Annotated in this window: 15 protein-coding genes; 9 read left to right on the forward strand and 6 right to left on the reverse strand. The window is 50.9% G+C overall.

Annotation, left to right across the window (positions count from 1 at the left end):
* Positions 1-29: 29 nt before the first annotated feature.
* The 5 genes from HUO07_RS00435 to HUO07_RS00455 all read left to right on the forward strand — a co-directional run bounded on the left by HUO07_RS00435 (position 30) and on the right by HUO07_RS00455 (position 5,599).
* On the forward strand, positions 30-1,454 hold the full coding sequence (locus HUO07_RS00435; protein ID WP_176301917.1) for a sensor domain-containing diguanylate cyclase: 1,425 nt from the start codon (positions 30-32) through the stop codon (positions 1,452-1,454).
* A gap of 28 nt (positions 1,455-1,482) precedes the next feature.
* Positions 1,483-2,451, forward strand: a complete 969-nt coding sequence (locus HUO07_RS00440) for a magnesium transporter CorA family protein (protein ID WP_176301918.1) — start codon at positions 1,483-1,485, stop codon at positions 2,449-2,451.
* 141 nt (positions 2,452-2,592) lie between these two features.
* A complete protein-coding gene (locus HUO07_RS00445) occupies positions 2,593-3,171 on the forward strand; it encodes an NnrU family protein (protein WP_176301919.1) in 579 nt (192 codons plus the stop codon).
* Positions 3,172-3,344: 173 nt separating this feature from the next.
* A complete protein-coding gene (locus HUO07_RS00450) occupies positions 3,345-4,535 on the forward strand; it encodes an alcohol dehydrogenase catalytic domain-containing protein (RefSeq protein WP_176301920.1) in 1,191 nt (396 codons plus the stop codon).
* On the forward strand, positions 4,535-5,599 hold the full coding sequence (locus tag HUO07_RS00455) for a proline racemase family protein (RefSeq protein ID WP_176301921.1): 1,065 nt from the start codon (positions 4,535-4,537) through the stop codon (positions 5,597-5,599). The genes HUO07_RS00450 and HUO07_RS00455 overlap by 1 nt, the downstream gene beginning before the upstream one ends.
* A gap of 11 nt (positions 5,600-5,610) precedes the next feature.
* On the opposite strand, the gene HUO07_RS00460 is transcribed toward HUO07_RS00455, so the two are convergent.
* The 6 genes from HUO07_RS00460 to HUO07_RS00485 form a co-directional block, all read right to left on the reverse strand.
* The gene (locus tag HUO07_RS00460; protein ID WP_176301922.1) at positions 5,611-5,832 is read right to left on the reverse strand and encodes a DUF1289 domain-containing protein; all 222 of its coding nucleotides are present in this window, start codon (positions 5,830-5,832) and stop codon (positions 5,611-5,613) included.
* A gap of 31 nt (positions 5,833-5,863) precedes the next feature.
* Positions 5,864-6,280, reverse strand: a complete 417-nt coding sequence (gene arfB / locus HUO07_RS00465; protein WP_101145656.1) for an alternative ribosome rescue aminoacyl-tRNA hydrolase ArfB — start codon at positions 6,278-6,280, stop codon at positions 5,864-5,866.
* Between the two features lie 86 nt (positions 6,281-6,366).
* Positions 6,367-7,314: a D-2-hydroxyacid dehydrogenase family protein gene (locus tag HUO07_RS00470; RefSeq protein ID WP_176301923.1), complete on the reverse strand. Its 948-nt coding sequence runs from the start codon at positions 7,312-7,314 to the stop codon at positions 6,367-6,369.
* Positions 7,311-9,263, reverse strand: a complete 1,953-nt coding sequence (locus HUO07_RS00475; RefSeq protein ID WP_176301924.1) for a TRAP transporter permease — start codon at positions 9,261-9,263, stop codon at positions 7,311-7,313. Before HUO07_RS00475 ends, HUO07_RS00470 begins: the two co-directional genes overlap by 4 nt.
* A 122-nt stretch (positions 9,264-9,385) precedes the next feature.
* Positions 9,386-10,372, reverse strand: a complete 987-nt coding sequence (locus HUO07_RS00480; protein ID WP_176301925.1) for a TAXI family TRAP transporter solute-binding subunit — start codon at positions 10,370-10,372, stop codon at positions 9,386-9,388.
* Between the two features lie 184 nt (positions 10,373-10,556).
* Positions 10,557-11,507: a LysR family transcriptional regulator gene (locus HUO07_RS00485; RefSeq protein WP_176301926.1), complete on the reverse strand. Its 951-nt coding sequence runs from the start codon at positions 11,505-11,507 to the stop codon at positions 10,557-10,559.
* Between the two features lie 218 nt (positions 11,508-11,725).
* On the opposite strand from HUO07_RS00485, the gene HUO07_RS00490 reads away from it, so the two are divergent.
* The 4 genes from HUO07_RS00490 to HUO07_RS00505 all read left to right on the forward strand — a co-directional run bounded on the left by HUO07_RS00490 (position 11,726) and on the right by HUO07_RS00505 (position 16,635).
* The gene (locus HUO07_RS00490; RefSeq protein WP_176301927.1) at positions 11,726-12,418 is read left to right on the forward strand and encodes a GntR family transcriptional regulator; all 693 of its coding nucleotides are present in this window, start codon (positions 11,726-11,728) and stop codon (positions 12,416-12,418) included.
* A gap of 89 nt (positions 12,419-12,507) precedes the next feature.
* Positions 12,508-14,475, forward strand: a complete 1,968-nt coding sequence (locus HUO07_RS00495) for an aconitate hydratase (protein WP_176301928.1) — start codon at positions 12,508-12,510, stop codon at positions 14,473-14,475.
* A 73-nt stretch (positions 14,476-14,548) separates the two neighbouring features.
* Positions 14,549-15,163, forward strand: a complete 615-nt coding sequence (locus HUO07_RS00500) for a flavin reductase family protein (RefSeq protein ID WP_008957365.1) — start codon at positions 14,549-14,551, stop codon at positions 15,161-15,163.
* A 257-nt stretch (positions 15,164-15,420) separates the two neighbouring features.
* Positions 15,421-16,635 carry an ABC transporter substrate-binding protein gene (locus HUO07_RS00505; protein ID WP_246286379.1) on the forward strand — a complete coding sequence of 405 codons (1,215 nt, stop codon included), beginning with the start codon at positions 15,421-15,423 and terminating at the stop codon, positions 16,633-16,635.
* The last annotated feature ends 41 nt before the right edge of the window (positions 16,636-16,676 follow it).

The following is a 16,676-nucleotide window of genomic DNA, read 5'->3' on the forward strand; positions in this document are numbered from 1 at the left end:
CTACACCTCCCTGAATGGGTGACATAACAATGAGCTACCCCATAGCATCTAATGAAGAGGCGCGGTTAGCCGCTCTTTATGAGCTTGAGCTGTTAGACACCCCGGATGAACCGGCGTTTGACCGCGTCACCAGGTTGGTTACCCAGTTACTGAATGTGCCTATCTCAATGATCACGTTGATTGATGCTGAGCGTCAGTGGATTAAGTCGCGCGTGGGCGTGGAAACCCGCGAGACAACGCGAGATGTGGCTTTTTGCGCTTATACAGTGACGGCCTCAGAGCCGTTAATTGTTGAAGATGCACGAAAGGACCCTCGCTTTGCGCAAAATCCCCATGTGACTGCCCCGAATGGGATTCGCTTTTATGCGGGTATTCCGCTGTGCACCTCCAATGGTCTTGCGTTGGGCTCCCTCTGCGCGATTGATATTAAACCTCGTACTCTTAGTGAGCAGGAACTGGCGGCTTTGAAAGATTTAGCGGCGATTGTGACTGACGAAATTCGCCTGCGTGAGCGGCTGATCCGAGAGAGAAAAAAAGCACAGGAATCTCAGCGAGCGTTGAGCGAGCTTCATTACAGCATGGAGTGCCAAATTGAAAGGCGCACCAACGAGCTCAATCTGGTCATTGAATCCGCCTATGACGCCTATATCAGTGTTGATTCACAGGGCGCCATTCTCGATTGGAACCGAGCGGCTGAGCTAATGTTTGGTTGGCCACGTAAGGCGGTGCTGGCAAGGCCAATCACACAACTACTCTTTCCTAATGGCTTGCCAACTGAGAGTGATCAAGCCCCTATCACCTATACAGCGCAGTGCCATGATGGCAGGGAACTGCCCGTCGAGGTACGCATCAAGAAGTTGTTCATTGATGGTCGCGAGCGACGCAGTCTTTTTATCCATGATATTACCGAACGACAGCAGCTAGAGCGCTTGCGCGATCAACAGGCCCGTGAAGACGTATTAACCAAACTGCCTAACAGGCGCGCCCTAGATGAACGCTTGCCTGACGCGATGGCCCGCGCTCGGCGTACTCAAAAGCCCTTAGCAGTTTTATTCATGGACCTGGACGGTTTTAAAGCGATTAATGACACTCATGGTCATGCTATGGGGGATGAGTTGCTGCGAGTGATGGCTAAACGATTGGTGGAGACCGTCCGTGAAACCGACTATATAGCGCGGTGGGCCGGAGATGAGTTTGTCTTGCTATTAGAAGGCAGTGAGTCTATAGCAATTGAGCCGTTGGCTAATAAATTAATACAGGTGATTGAAGAGCCGTTTGCTGCTGGCAAGGCAGTGCTGAATATCAGTGCAAGCATAGGTATTGCCATGTATATGCCGACTAGTGCTGAAACGGGCAACGAGCTATTAAGGCGAGCCGATGTTGCCATGTATGATGCCAAGCGTTTGGGAAAAGCCCAAGTTCGCATAGTGCAGCCTTTGGGTAGTGTTTCTTAAGAAAGGCCGGAAATATTCAAGGACGATCATGATTCGAACTATTCTGACCACGCCTGAAGGCGAGACCCAAGAGGGCGGTGAAAGCCTGATAGCTGTGTGGCGGGCTACGCCGGGAAGCCATATTTGGATTGACATGCAGGGGGAGACCCAGCAGAGCGAACGGTCGATTTTAGAGGCATTCGAATTTCACCCGATGGCGATTCAAGATGCCCATAAAGAGCGTCATCCGCCTAAAATAGAAGAGTTTGATAACCATACGCTGATTATTTATCGCGGCATTTCCTCCTTCGATGCCGAGCTGAACTATTTGCCTCAACAGGTCTGTTTTTTTGTGGGCGAACGGTTTTTGGTTACGCTCCATCCTGGTGAAGCGTTAAGCATTGAGCGGCTATTTAACGAGCACGGAAGAGCACTTTTGGCGCATTCGCCGGAGCAGGTCGCGCTGCGCGTTATGTATATCTCAGCCGGATTTTATATCGATAGCCTGCTTGAGTTTGAAACTGAATTAAGCGATCTAGAGGATGAACTGTTAGAAGACGGCAACGATGTCTTGATGCGCAAAATCATTACTTATCGCTCTCGATTGGTCAAAATGCGCCGCATTTTTAGTTACCACAAAGGCATTACTCAAGAACTGACGGCTTATGACTACGAGCATCTGCCCCGAGAAGAGAGCGAAACCCTGCACGCTATTAACGATGTGGCGGACCGCTTTGAACGCCTCTACACCTTGACCCAGATGTACTATGACATTTGTGGTGACTTAGTCGATGGCTATATCTCTATTTCTTCTCATCAGCTAAATATCACCATGCGTGTTCTCACCGTTATTACCGCAATTTTTGTACCCCTGACATTTATTGCTGGAATTTACGGCATGAACTTCGAAAATATGCCCGAGCTGCGCTATGAGTACGGCTACTTTTTTGTCTTGGGAGCAATGCTGGGCATCGGCGGCATATTGATTTGGTTATTTAAACGCAAACACTGGTTCTAAGCTCGTCAGTGAACGATTCGCCAGGAAACGAAAAGTTGACGCATGCATAGGTGGTTGAGGGGTGAGTGTGGCATTCTCTGCAGCGACCAAGACTATAAGGCATCAAGCCGTCGACTAGCGTTTTCACTGGGAGCATTTTTCATGACCATAATGATCATCGGGCTGCTGATTTTTTTAGGCAGCCACTCTGTACGTATCTTCGCTGAAAATTGGCGTCAGCAGCAAATTGCCAAATTCGGCGAAACCACGTGGAAAATAGCCTACTCGGCAGTGTCCGTGATCGGCTTGGCGGTTGCCATTTATGGGTTTGGCCAGATGCGCCTTGACCCTATTTATGTGTGGCAACCACCCATGGGAATGCGCCATGCGGTCGCGCTGCTCATGCTGCCTGCCTTTATTATGCTAGTGGCGGCGTATGTTCCCCATAATGCTATTAAGGCCAAGCTTGGCCACCCGATGATGCTGTCAGTGAAAATATGGGCGTTTGCTCACCTGTTAGCCAACGGCCGCTTAGGCGATATTATCTTTTTTGCAGCCTTTCTTATCTGGGCCATCCTGGCGTTTAAAGCTGCCAAAAAGCGTGGTCGTTTGACGCCAGCTGCGCCAGTTAAAGCTACGAAAATGGCTACCATTGCTACCGTACTCATCGGGCTGGTGGCGTATGTTGTCTTTGCTTTTTACTTGCACACTGTGTTGATTGGTGTCCCTGTCTTTAGCTAATGCTTATGTTTAATTAAGATTTGAATTGACTAATATTAATAGTAGTGCTTTGTTCTTCTGGCGGCCTCGCAACCACGCGTTGCCGCCATTGCCGCTTATATGGCTTTTGAGTCTCGGCAAGAGTTTGTTATTGTCGTTTGAGCGCCAATACACCCATATTAAGGAGTCAGCTCATGGCCGAAACTGAACACACGGTGCCGCCGACGATGGCTGCCATGCTATTGATTGGACATGGCGATATCGACAAATTGGAATACCATCAGGATGTCGCTACACCTCAGCCCAAGTCGGGGGAAGTGCTGGTACAGGTGACTGCTACGGCAAAGAACAATACTGACCGAAAAGCGCGTGAAGGCCTTTACCCCACCAAAGATAAAGGTGATGTAACTTCCTTTGCCATGGGCGGCACCCCGACGCTTACCTTCCCGCGTATTCAAGGGGCCGATGTGGCAGGCCGTATCGTGGCGGTCGGAGAGGGTGTCGACGCCGAGCGCATTGGTCAGCGAGGGCTGCTCGATTTTAATATCTACGCCGACGAGCGCCGTGATATTAACCTCACTCCTGATTACTACGGCCATGGCGCCAACGGCGGTTTTGCTGAGTATATCGCTGTCCCTGCTGATCAGTTCTATCACGTGCCCAACCCTGAGCTGCACGATGCAGAACTTGCCTCAATGGGCATGTGTTCGTATCAAACTGCTTACCACATGATGACCGCCGCCAAGGTAAGTGCTGGTGAGCGCGTGTTGGTCAGTGGTGCCAGCGGCGGCGTGGGGACCGCATTGATTCAGCTCTGCCGTGTTGTGGGCGCTATTCCCTATGCGGTAAGCCAGCTAGACAAAGCTGACGCACTCAAAGCACTAGGCGCAGAAGCGGTGATTGACCGTGGCGACTTGCCGACATTTGTGGATCGCGTGCTGGAAAAGACCAGCGGTAAACCGATCGATGCGGTGATGGATCTGGTCGGCGGTGAAATGACCAATCTATTTATCGATACCATGATTGTCGATATGCAGGGGCGTAAGAGTTACCCGCGCCTTTCCATTGCGGGTGCCAGCGGTGGCAATCTGAGCGAAATGATGTGGACGCGCGTTTATCTGTATCAAGTGCAGATTTTTGGCGTTTCCCACGGCACCCGTGAAGAGGCCGAACAGCTTGTGGCATGGATACGCAGCGGTGAATTAAAGCCCGTGCTTCATGCGGCATTTAAGCTTTCCGACCTGCATGCGGCCGAGCGCTATTTTGTTAATCGAGACAGCAACTATCTGGGTAAAATTGTACTTGTTCCCGACGCCCAGTGGGCCTCTCATGGTGCTCCGTTCGCCCTCGAAAATTCTTCTTCTGACGCTCAGGAGCGCCACTAGTGCCTAATCTCCATACCATCCAGTTAATGGACACTCACGCCGGTGGCGATGTTAGCCGTATTGTCACCGGTGGCATCGATATTTTGCCAGGCGCCACTGTGCGCGAGCAGATGGAGTACCTGCGCGATGACGCCGACGGTTTACGTCGCTTGCTGCTTGAAGAGCCCTACGGCATTCCAGAAATGTCAGTCGATTTGTTAGTGCCTCCCAGCCACCCGGAAGCGGTCGCGGGCTATATCATTATGGAAGTAATGGGCTATCCCATTTACTCTGGCTCTAACACCTTGTGTACCGCGACAGCTGTGCTAGAAAGCGGTATTGTGCCCAAGCAGGAAGGGATACAGCGCTTTAAGCTGGAAGCGCCGGCAGGCTTGGTGCAAATCGAAGCCAAAGTGCATAACGGCGTGGTGGAATCAGTTACCTGTGGCGGCTTGCCCAGCTATATCGACACCTATCGCGATACGATTGATGTGCCGGGTATTGGTGATGTCACATACTCCATCGCCTACAGCGGTGGCTTTTATGCGTTAGTGGATGCCACTGAATTGGGCTTTAAGCTGACGCGTGATGAAGAGCGTGCGCTATCCGAGTGTGCCTATAAAATCGTCGAAGCGATTAAAGCGCAGCGAGGCTTTTCCCACTACACGCTGGGTGACGTAGGGCCACTGCCGTTTTTGCACTTTATGGGGCCTGAAGAGAAGGTAACGGAAGGTTATATACGTTCACGCTCAACCACCTATGTTCATCCTGGCGTTATTTGCCGTAGTACAACGGGTACTGGTACCTCGGCACGCCTGGCATTGATGAACTATGAAGGAAGATTGAGTATAGGCGATAAACTGGAGACGGTTTCACTGCGTGAAACGGGGTTTATCGGCACCTTCATTGGCACTCATCAGGAAGGCGCTTACCAAGTAGTGGAAAATACCATTACCGGCCGCAGTTACGTGTTGTCGCGCTCGGATATTGTGATCAACTGTGACGACCCGATGGTGGCGTGCGGTGAGTTGCACCATATCTTGAGTGACCGTCATCAGCCTGCGGCATTGTCTTTAGAGTCGTAGTCTGTGAAAACTTAGTCTTTGGAAACGTGGTCTTTAGAAACATGGTCATCAGAGACATAGCCTTCGCTTTCCAAGCGTTCCCATACCGGGGCTTTTTCGGCCTCGGTCATGGCGCCCCAGACAGCAATTTCATCTAGCGTACGGCCGCAGCCATTGCACAATGAAGTGGATGGCTCGATCTGGCAGATCTGCACGCACGGCGAGAGTGGGCGGACGGTAGAAGATGTGCTCATTAAGATAGGCTCTGAAGAACTGACTGGCGCATTATGACGCCGACACTTTACCGCGCAATGACTTAATTTTCCCCTTACGGGTTTTGTGATCAACACGACGGCGCTGCGAGCCTTTGGTGGGCTTGGTGGGGCGGCGTACTTTTTGCTGCTTGGTGGCACTCTGAATCAGCTCTTTTAAACGTGCCAGCGCATCTTCTTTATTGAGTTCAAGCTTTCGATGGCTCTGGGCTTTAATAATTACCACGCCCTCTTTGCTAATGCGCTGATCCGATAACGCCATTAAGCGCTCTTTATACAGAGGCGGCAGCGTAGAGCTCAGAATATCAAAGCGTAGATGTACTGCTGAAGCGACTTTATTGACGTTCTGGCCGCCAGCACCTTGGGCGCGAATTTGGCTGATATCAATCTCCCAATCAGCCAGGGTAACGTTATTAGAAATGGTGAGCATTAATGGCCCCTGTGTTACTTGTGAACCCATAAGGCTAGCACAATTGGCACAGAGACGGGGATGGCTAGCCTACTTAGCGCGCACTGTTAGTCCGCTAAATTGTTAATCGGTTGACCATCCATGTAAGCCAGCAGGTTGCTAAAGGCATCGCCAAAATAGAGCTCATAGCTATCTTTTTCTACATAGCCAAGGTGAGGCGTGGCAACTAGATTAGGCAATGCCAGCAACGAGTTTTCAATGACCGGTTCCGCATCGAAGACATCCACCGCTGCCTGACCAGGGCGCCCAGCTATAAGCGCCTGCTCAAGCGCGCCGGGCACCACTAACTGTGAACGACTGGTATTTACCAGCAGAGATGTAGGTTTCATCTGGGCGAGTGATTCAGCAGTGACGATACCGCGGGTTTCGTCGTTCAAGCGAAGGTGCAGGCTCAGCACATCTGAGCGCTGAAACAACGCAGCTTGGCTTTCGGCCACTTCTAACCCGGCTTCTGCGGCGCGTTGGCGGGTGCCTTCCCGACCCCACACCAACACGTTCATTTCAAACGCCTGACCATAGCGTGCCACTAAACTGCCGATTTTTCCGTAGCCAAAAATGCCTAGCGTGCGTCCTTTAAGGCCGGTACCTAACGTGCGCTGCCAGCGGCCCGCTTTCAGGTTCTCAACTTCTGCCGGTATATGACGCATGGCGGCAAGCACTAAACCCCAGTTTAATTCTGCCGCTGCATAAGGCGATCCAGTGCCCGCCATGACAGTGACGCCATGGCGGCGACAGGCCGCCATATCCACATGCGCTGCACCACCACCCGTTTGGCAAATGACTTTCAGGTTGGGTAAGCGCTCCAGTAGGGCAGCCGTGATAGGCGTGCGTTCACGAATCAGCACTAACGCCTCGGCGTCCTGAAAACGCGCACTTAGCGCGTCCAGGTTGGTAAGGGTGTCGTGATAGATCGTTACATCGTGGCCTTCTAGCTGCTTGAAGGCATCTAAACTGCGCACGCAGTCCTGGTAGTCATCGGGGATAACAATCTTCATGGAGTCGGTTCCTTGCTAGGCAGAGAGGCGCCTGAATCAGTAGTACGATTCAAGCGATATTGCCATGCAAACAGTCCCGCGATAAGAGCAATGCCTACTACATCGGTTATCACCATGCCGTTAATCAACATCAGCGCTGCCGCAAGTAACAGTCCACGCTCCAGCCAACTGCACGGACGTAAGAAGAAGCCGATTGTCGATGCCGCCAGTGCCACTATGCCTACCACACCAGAGGCCACGGCAAGCGCAATTTCAAGCGGAGTGCCATTGCCTAACAGCGGAGGGTGGTAGATAAACATAAAGGGGATCAAGAACCCGCCAAGAGAGATTTTCGTCGCCGTAAGGGCGGTTTTGAACCAGTGCGAGCCAGCAATGGCACCACCGATATAAGCTGCTAACGCAACGGGTGGTGTCACCCCTGAAAGAATCGCAAAGTAGAGAATAAACAAGTGCGCTGAAAGGCTAGGTAATCCGGCTTCAATAAACGCAGCGGCCACCACAGACGCCGCTAGCATATAGGCCGCTACTGTCGGCAGGCCCATGCCTAGAATAATCGCGACGACCATGGCCAGCAGGAGGGTAACCAGTACATCACCGCCACTGACGACAAGAATCACCGATGAGACTTTCAGGCCTAAACCGGTGAGGCTAATGACCGAGGCAATAATCGCAACGCTACCGATGATAACGGCGATCATTGCTGCGGTCATGGCACCTGCTTCTAAGGCAGCAGGAATCGACTTCAAACGATCCATAAAGCTACCTGGGCTACGCCAGGAGAAGAGATAGATCAGCAGCGCGGTGAAATAAGCGGCCACGGCAGCAGTGGTTGGTGTGTAACGCAGCACCAGCATGGTGATAAGTACGATAATTGGTAGCAGCAGCGTTTCAATATTGAACAGGCCCTCGCGTAACGTTGGGCGCTGATCTTTAGGTATCGGGTTGAGCCCCAGACGCTTCGCTTCAAAGTGAACGCTCATCCAGATGGCGAGATAGAAAAGCAGCGCGGGAATAAGGGCAGCACCAATGATTTCCAGATAGCTCACGGAAATAACGTCGGCCATCACAAACGCGGCTGCGCCCATAATAGGCGGCAAAATTTGTCCACCGGTCGAAGCTGAGGCTTCCGTGGCTGCCGCAAAGCGAGGGCTATAGCCGCTTTTTTTCATCAATGGAATGGTGAACACGCCCGTCGTGGCCACATTGGCAGCGGTACTGCCGCTGATGCTGCCAAAAAGCGCGCTACATAGTGTGGCGGCTTTAGCAGGACCACCCGCCATACCGCCCGTCACAGAATTAGATAAGCGCATAAACGTATCGCCACCGCCCGTGGTTACCAGTAGCGCGCCAAACATAATGAACACCACAATCACCGTCGAGGAGGTACGCATCAAGCTGCCGTAGATACCTGTCGGACTCATATAGAATGTGGCCACCAGGTCTGCCCAGCCAAATCCCCCATGACCCCAAACACCAGGCAGGTGATTACCAAAATAGGCGTAGGAGAGGGCGATAAGTACCAAAATAGGGAACGCTAGACCAATGGCGCGGCGGCAGGCTTCAAGGAGAAGCAGAATTGCCAATAAGCCAAATACCAGGTCATAGGTGGTTGGCATTAGATAACCAAGCCCATAAATGATGCGGTCAAACTGCATGATGTAGTAGCCACTCACCGCAACTGCTAACACCACTGGAATGACATCAAACCAGGGTAAGCGCTGGTTGTCTTTTGCCCGGCAGGAGTAGCCCAAGAAAATCAAGGGAAGAGCAAACAGCAGGTGAATGGCGTTTTGGGTATTTACTGCCCCTGTGATAGCGGCGTAAAGATGGAACACCGCCATCGCTACCGCGATTAGCCGCATCACTAAAAACCAGAAACCCGTAAGCTGACGCTTACCCGAGTCTTCTGAATATTTTTCAACAATTTTATTGCTTTCTGGGGTGTCCATCGGATGGCTCCCACGCCATTTTGCTGTTAGCAACAATTACAGGCGCGTCTAAAAAGAGGTGTTAAAGAGGCATGCAGTGAAACACCCGCAGACGCTTAAGCGTCTGCGGGTGCAAGCAGGTATTAGCGTGCTTCGGGAGGAATAACGTCTTCAGGAATCTCAAGACCCAGCTCTTGGTAATAGCGCAACGCACCCGCGTGGATCGGGAAGGTGGCATTATCAATGACGTCTTGTGGGGTCATGCCTTTAGCAGGCGCAAAAGAAGCCGAGACCTGATCATGATTTTCCCAATAGGCTTGGGTGATGTCATAAACAATATCGTTATCTAGCGTGCTATTGGCTGACACGCCCATATAGATACCTAATGACGTTGCTTCATCCATGCCGCGGTAAGTGTCCGCGGGGATGATGGATGGTGATAAGAAGGGAAGCTCTGCGGTGACAGTCTCAATCTGCTCTTCTGAAAGTGACAGAAGCTGTAGAGGGCGAGAAGAGTGGACTTCAGTGAACGCAGGAATAGGCGGTATGCCATTATAGCTGAAGCCGACTAAACGACCGTCGATCACACCTTCTGCCGCATCATCGATGCGCATGCGCTGAAAGTCGGGCTCAACCCCCAGAATATCAAACACTAGTTCGGTGATGTACTCACCGCCGCCGCCAATGCTGCTGGGATTAAAGCGCTCACCAGCTAGTTCTTCAAAGTTACTGATCTCAGCATCTTGACGTACTGCCCAGTGCATTGTGGAAGGCGCAATCCAGTACACTAAGCGTACGTTTTCGTTAGGCGTGTCTTCAAAGCGGCCTATACCGTTGTATTGCTCATAGCCCACTAGAGCTTCAGTGAAGGCAAGATCCAGTTCGTCGCGACCTAAACGAATAGCATTTTCACGGGTGCCACCAGTCTCGCGTACGGTAATTTCGTAAGGTGTGTTAGCGCTAATAACCCGCGCACCTTCTGAAATACCAAAGAACCAACCAGTACCTGTCGGTACGGCGCCAATATTCAAAGCATCTTCCTGGGCATGCACAACGGCGCTGGTAAGCGTACCGAATGCCAGGATGGAAGCAGGAATAAGCAGACGTGATTTTTGAGCAAAGGATTTCATTATTATTACCTCAAGCATTGGAATGCTTTTATTGTCATGATTGTCATGGACGGTTTGTTTTTGTGAACAAGCGGTGTATTACATACCCACCTCCAGACTATAAATACCCGTTGTCTCCGCTTTTGGGTATTAGTGATTGATGAGCCTGCTTTCGTGAATCGAGAAGGCAGGTATGAAATCAACGCTACATCAATGAAGATTTAAAAGCTTTTTCACTCTTTTCTATCGCTAACTGTTGTTTCGAATTATTTGAAGATTCAATGAGATGATCTACAAATAGCCTGGCTGCCATCGAAATTCGGTCTATGTTGTTGACGTAAATACATAGCGGTCGTTTTGCCCAGTCATCTCGAATAGGCAGTACACGCACTTGTAATCCCCCCACGTATTGGCGGATGGCGCCTCTCGGAACCACCCCGATCCCTAATCCTGCTTGCACCATCAAGCACAGCGCGTCGTAGCTAGTGACTTGAATGCGCAGCCTTAATGGTCTGTTGGCTAAGCTGGCGGCCTTTAAGAGCTGAAGATTGATAGCGCTTGAAGAGTGTAGCCCGACATAGGCGTGTTCTAGGCTGTCGCGAAAATCGATGGCATCGCGGTTGGCAAGAGGGTGGTTTAACGGCGTGACAAGCACCAGCTCATCGGTGTGATAAGGCAGCTCAGCTAAGTCATAGCCATGGGGGAGCTTGGCGCATATACCAATATCCGCACCGTTCGCCATAATTTCCCGGGTAATCACTGGGCTAACTTTTTCTTCGAGCTGCACACCAATATCGGGATGTTTTTCGAAAAAAGCTTGTGTCTCACCGGGCAAGTACTGAGTGATGGCGGACATATTGGCAATAATGCGAATAATGCCGCGCTCACCGCTAGTGTAATCGCGCATCTGTAGATCCAAGTCTTCCAGGTTATGTAGCACCCCTCGGGACAAGTGCAGCAACGCGTTACCTGCGGGTGTTAGCTCTACGCCTCGGTTATTGCGGTGTAACAGCGGCGTACTGAAATGCGCTTCAAGCTCACTTAAGCGCTTGCTAACCGCAGAAGTTGCAATGAACTCAGCATCAGCCGCACCGGTGATGGTGCCCATTTCTGCTACCCGCACAAACAGCCGCAAAGACGTGGGGTCGAGTTTCATTTTGGACTCCATTTGTATGACATGACTACTATTAGCAAAAAGCTTTATGAAAAAGTTGTATGCAACTATGCTCGATTTTTGATAAATGTAGGCTTATATTGGTCTTTGATGCAATAAATTGCACACAATTAGATCTGCGACCTTAGTCGTGAATATAAATTTAAGCGCGCAAAATAACGGATTTAAAAGAAGTCGCTGAAACGTTCTGGAGTGTTGTTATGACCGCAGCCGACCGTGTTTACCACATCATCAAACAACGCATCCTAAATGGTGGCTATGCGGCGGGTAGCTATGTTCGTGAAGCGGCTATTAGTGAGGAGCTTGATTACAGCCGGACGCCCATTCGCGAAGCATTGCGCCGCTTGGTATCCGATGGCTGGGTGGAAGCCATACCCCACCATGGCGCTCGTGTGGTGGGCTGGACACAGCACGACGTGGAAGAAGTGTTTGAATTGAGAGTCTTGCTAGAGCCCCAGGTGGTGAGACGGGCCGCTAAACGTATTGGTGAAGCCCAACTTTCCGCATTGAGCCGTTTCTCCGAGCAAATGGAATTACTGTGCCAGCAGGATGATGAGCGTGCAGTGGATGAAATCGCCGTGCTTAATAATCAGTTTCACGCTGAACTGGTGGCGGCAGCGGATAGCCCCCGCCTCCAACGGTTATTAGAAACGATTGTGCAAGTGCCGGTCTCTCGGCGCAGTTTTCACCATTACACCCGTGAGGAGCTGCTGGGCAGTATGCAGCACCATCGAGAAATTATTCGTGCCTTGCAACACCGCGATGGTGAATGGGCGGCTGCCATTATGCGTGCGCATATATTAGCGGCACGAACCGCACAAATGCGCCAAAAACAGCCCCTCACTAAAGCTGAAGTAGAGCATCAGTGTAGTAAGGAATTCTTAAATATTTAGTAATGTTAATAATTAAAAATAACTTTTAAAAACAATGCGGTTAGCCGCCTTTCTCTTTAATGATAATAAAAAACATTAGGACTTCATCTATGACTTCTCAAGCCTCCCCTGTAACACCCCTTAACTTAGCTCAAAAGTTGATCAGTGATCATCTGGTCAGTGGTGACATGCTTCCTGGTAGTGAAATTGCCCTGCGCATCGACCAAGCGTTGTTGCAGGACGTGCTTGGCACTTTAGTGATGCTTGAGCTTGAAGCCATGGGCATTGACAGGGTGCATACTCAGCCGAGCGTTCAATATATCGATCACGGTCTTGTTCAAGCCGATAACCTCAATGCCGAGACCTATCTATTTCTAAAGAGTGCCTGTGAACGTTTTGGTGTTTGGTACTCAGGCCCTGGTAATGGCATTAGCCACCCCGTGCATATGGAAAATTTTGGTGTGCCTGGTCAGTCGCTGGTAGGTTGCGACAGCCATACTACCTCGGCGGGTGCGTTGGGAATGCTGGCCATCGGCGCAGGCGGTATTGAAGTCGCTATGGCAATGGCCGGAGAGCCTCTTTATATCACCATGCCGCGGATTTGGGGTGTTCGCCTAGAAGGGCGTTTGCCGGACTGGGTGTCGGCTAAAGATGTGGTTTTGGAGCTACTTCGTCGTCATGGCGTGTCGGGTGGCAAAAATAGCATTCTTGAATTCTATGGCCCGGGGCTTGATGAGCTTTCGGCAATGGATCGACTAGTGATCGCTAATATGGGTACCGAAATGGGTGCCACGACAAGTGTTTTCCCTAGTGATGAAAGTACGCGACGCTTTATGTCAGCCCGGGGACGCGAAGGCGATTGGCAGCCGTTAGCAGCAGATCCTGGTTGCCATTACGATGTGGAAGAAGTGATTGATTTATCAATGCTGGTGCCGCTTATCGCCCTGCCTTCTAGCCCCGATAAGGTCGTGCCTGTGAGTGAAGTCGTCGGGCAGCCGTTGCACCAAGCCTATATTGGTTCGTCGGGTAATCCTGGTTATCGTGACTTTGCCATCGTGTCGAGCATGGTAAAAGGGCGCTCAGTGGCAGATGGTATATCGCTGGATATTAACCCCTCGTCGCGCCAAGTGCTTTCTACATTGATTCAAGAAGGTTATTTAGGTGAGTTAGTGGCTAGTGGTGCACGCTTACACCAAGCGGGCTGCAACGGCTGTATTGGAATGGGGCAGGCGCCTGCCGTAGGACGAAACAGTTTACGTACTGTTCCACGTAACTTTCCTGGCCGGTCTGGCACGCGAGAAGACAGCGTATTCCTATGCAGTCCTGAAACGGCCGCAGCTTCGGCTTTGGCTGGAGTTATTAGTGATCCACGTAGCATGCAAATGGACTACCCGCGTATTAATGAACCTGAGGCCATAGTGGTTAATCGGGATGTCTTTGCAGCACCGCTACCGATTGATCAAGCGCGGTTAAAGCCCCTGCAGAAAACGGATAATACGCCTGCGTTGCCGACACTAAGGCCGCTGCCTAATCGTTTGGAGATACCTGTATTATTAATCACGGGAGATAATATCTCCACCGATGACATTATGCCTGCGGGTCAGCGTGTGATGCCCTACTGGAGCAGCATATACGCTTCCGCTCCTTTCACCTTTGAAGCCGTTGATGCTGAATATGCACGTCGTGCTGATGCCTCGCGTAATTTAGGAGGGCATATTATTGTAGGTGGTCATAACTACGGCCAAGGTTCTAGCCGTGAAAACGCCGCCCTGGTGCCCCGTTACCTGGGGTTGCAGGTGGTGATAGCAAAAAGCTTTGCGCGAATCCATTGGCAAAACTTAATCTGCTTTGGCGCTTTACCACTAACGTTTATAGAGGACAGCGATGCGGATAAGTTTGCTCAAGGCGACACTATTATTATAGAAAACCTTCATGCCCAAGTGGCAACTAGCCCTACATTGGAAGCGGAAGTAGCAGGCAAAGGAACACTTCGTTTACATCATGGAGTGAGTGAGCGTCAGCGTGAATTGTTGCGGGTAGGTGGCGTGATCAATCACCTTAAAGCGCGTCAGGTATAAACTCGACTATTATGAATAAGCGGCAACATCTAGAGGCTTGCCGCTCTTTCAGCGACTTAAGAGCGAGCCAAAAATGAGTAACTATCTGTTAGATGATTCCCCCCTAAGCCCCGGTGTTATTTACCGCTTGTTATCTGGCGTTGTTTGCCCAAGGCCCATTGCCTGGGTGTCTACCCAGGATAAGCAGGGAAATACTAATTTAGCACCGTTCTCCTTCTTCAATGTCGCTAGTGTCAACCCGCCGGTGCTGGCGTTTTCGCCACTGCTCAATGGCAGCGGTGAGCTTAAAGATACGGTGCGTAATTTAAATGATGTTGCAGAATGCGTTGTGCATGTGGGTAGCGAAGCATTAATTGAAGCGCTCAATACTACTAGTGCCAGTCTGCCGCCAGGAGAGGATGAGTTTACCCTGGCCGGGCTTGAAAAGGCTGCTATGCCGGGCGTGAGCGTTCCGCGGATTGCTAATGCGCCTGTGGCGTTTGGCTGCAAATTGTTCGATATGATTCGGTTCGGTGACCAACCCTTGGCAGGTACGTTAGTACTGGCGCAAGTGGTTTCCATTCATATTGATGACGCGCTATGGGACGGTCGCCATGTGGATATGGACCTTCTCAAACCTGTAGGTCGCCTAGCGGGCAGTGATTACATCCGCATTAGCGATCGTTTTGCGATAGAACGTCCTGATTAGCAGCCGCTTAATCCTTATAAATATTTGATTAGTAAGTGTATTTTATACATACATTCAGTATTTCAATTCAGTTACACGATAGACAATAATAATTACTCAGCGATTAACGATAATTAACCTTTAGTCGTATATTCTTCTGCCGATAGTAAGGGGTAACAGATCGGTAATGTAGGAGGCATGCGATGGTTCCCATTGTCTGTTTTTCAACTTGCCATTTATAGGGTAAAGAAGTGATCTAGCTAGCAAGGAGCAGATCAATGCGACGATTGGGAACGCTATTGTTATTAAAAAAATGTTTTAAAAAACAACTGATTAATATGAGGCTGTTGAAGCTGACGTTATTCGCTGGGCTACTGGTTTCACCACTGGCTCAGGCAGAGCTTACGTTTGGGATTGTCGCCCCTTCCAGCGGTAGCGCTGCGCCTTTAGGGCTAGGTATGCAAAAAGGTATTGAGACCTATTTTGCAGAGGTTAATGCAGCAGGCGGGGTGAATGGTCAAACGCTATCCTTGATTGCACGCGATGATCAATATCAACCGCTTAAAGCCGCCAGCAACACTCGCCAGCTGATCCAAGAAGATGACGTGTTGGCGGCAATCGGCAATGTCGGTACACCAACGGCTACCGTTACTATTCCCATCTATAACGAGTATGAAACGCTGCTTTATGGCGCGTTTACAGGCGCTGGCGTATTGCGCAAAACACCGCCCGACCGCTATGTGATCAATTATCGGGCCAGCTATGTGCAGGAAACCGCCGCGATGGTGGATGGGCTGCTGGAAGCGGGTGTTCTGCCCGAGGAAATTGCCTTTTTTACCCAGAACGATAGCTTTGGCGACGCAGGATACAATGGCGCTATCCAAGCGTTAACCTCCCATGGCGTTGGCAACATCGCCGCGCTGGCCCATGGCCGTTTTACCCGCGGTACTCGCAATATCCACCAAGGCTTGGCGACCATTCTGCAAGCGCCGGTGACGCCTCGGGCGGTCATTATCGTGGGCACTTACGGGCCCGCGGCAGATTTCATTCGTGAAGCACGCAACGACCTACCAGATGCCGTGTTTCTGAACGTCTCTTTCGTTGGCAGTCAAGCGTTAATGGATGAACTTGGCGAGTTGTCAGAAGGCGTGATTATTACCCAAGTCGTGCCGCCTCTGGATGCCGACCTACCCGCTGTAGAAGCCTACCGCCAGGCACTAGCCACGCATTCACGGGGAAGTGAGCCTGACTTTATTTCCCTTGAAGGCTACCTGGCGGCGAAGCTGTTTGTGGAAGGTGTCAAGGCGGCGGGTGCAGAGCCAGATCGTGACGCTATTGTGGATGGCTTGCTTGGTCTGGGTAGCATCGATATTGGCTTGGAAGAGCCGCTCAGCCTTGGGCGTAATGATCACCAAGCCAGCGATGCAGTATGGCCAACCGTTATCACAAACGGCCGTTTTGAGTCGGTGGAGTGGGCGAGCCTGTTACCGTAACAGCGTCCGCATTTAGGCTTAAGTTACCTGTAAGACCCTGA

Source organism: Vreelandella maris, assembly GCF_013371085.1.
In the GTDB taxonomy this organism is placed as follows: Bacteria; Pseudomonadota; Gammaproteobacteria; order Pseudomonadales; family Halomonadaceae; genus Vreelandella; species Vreelandella maris.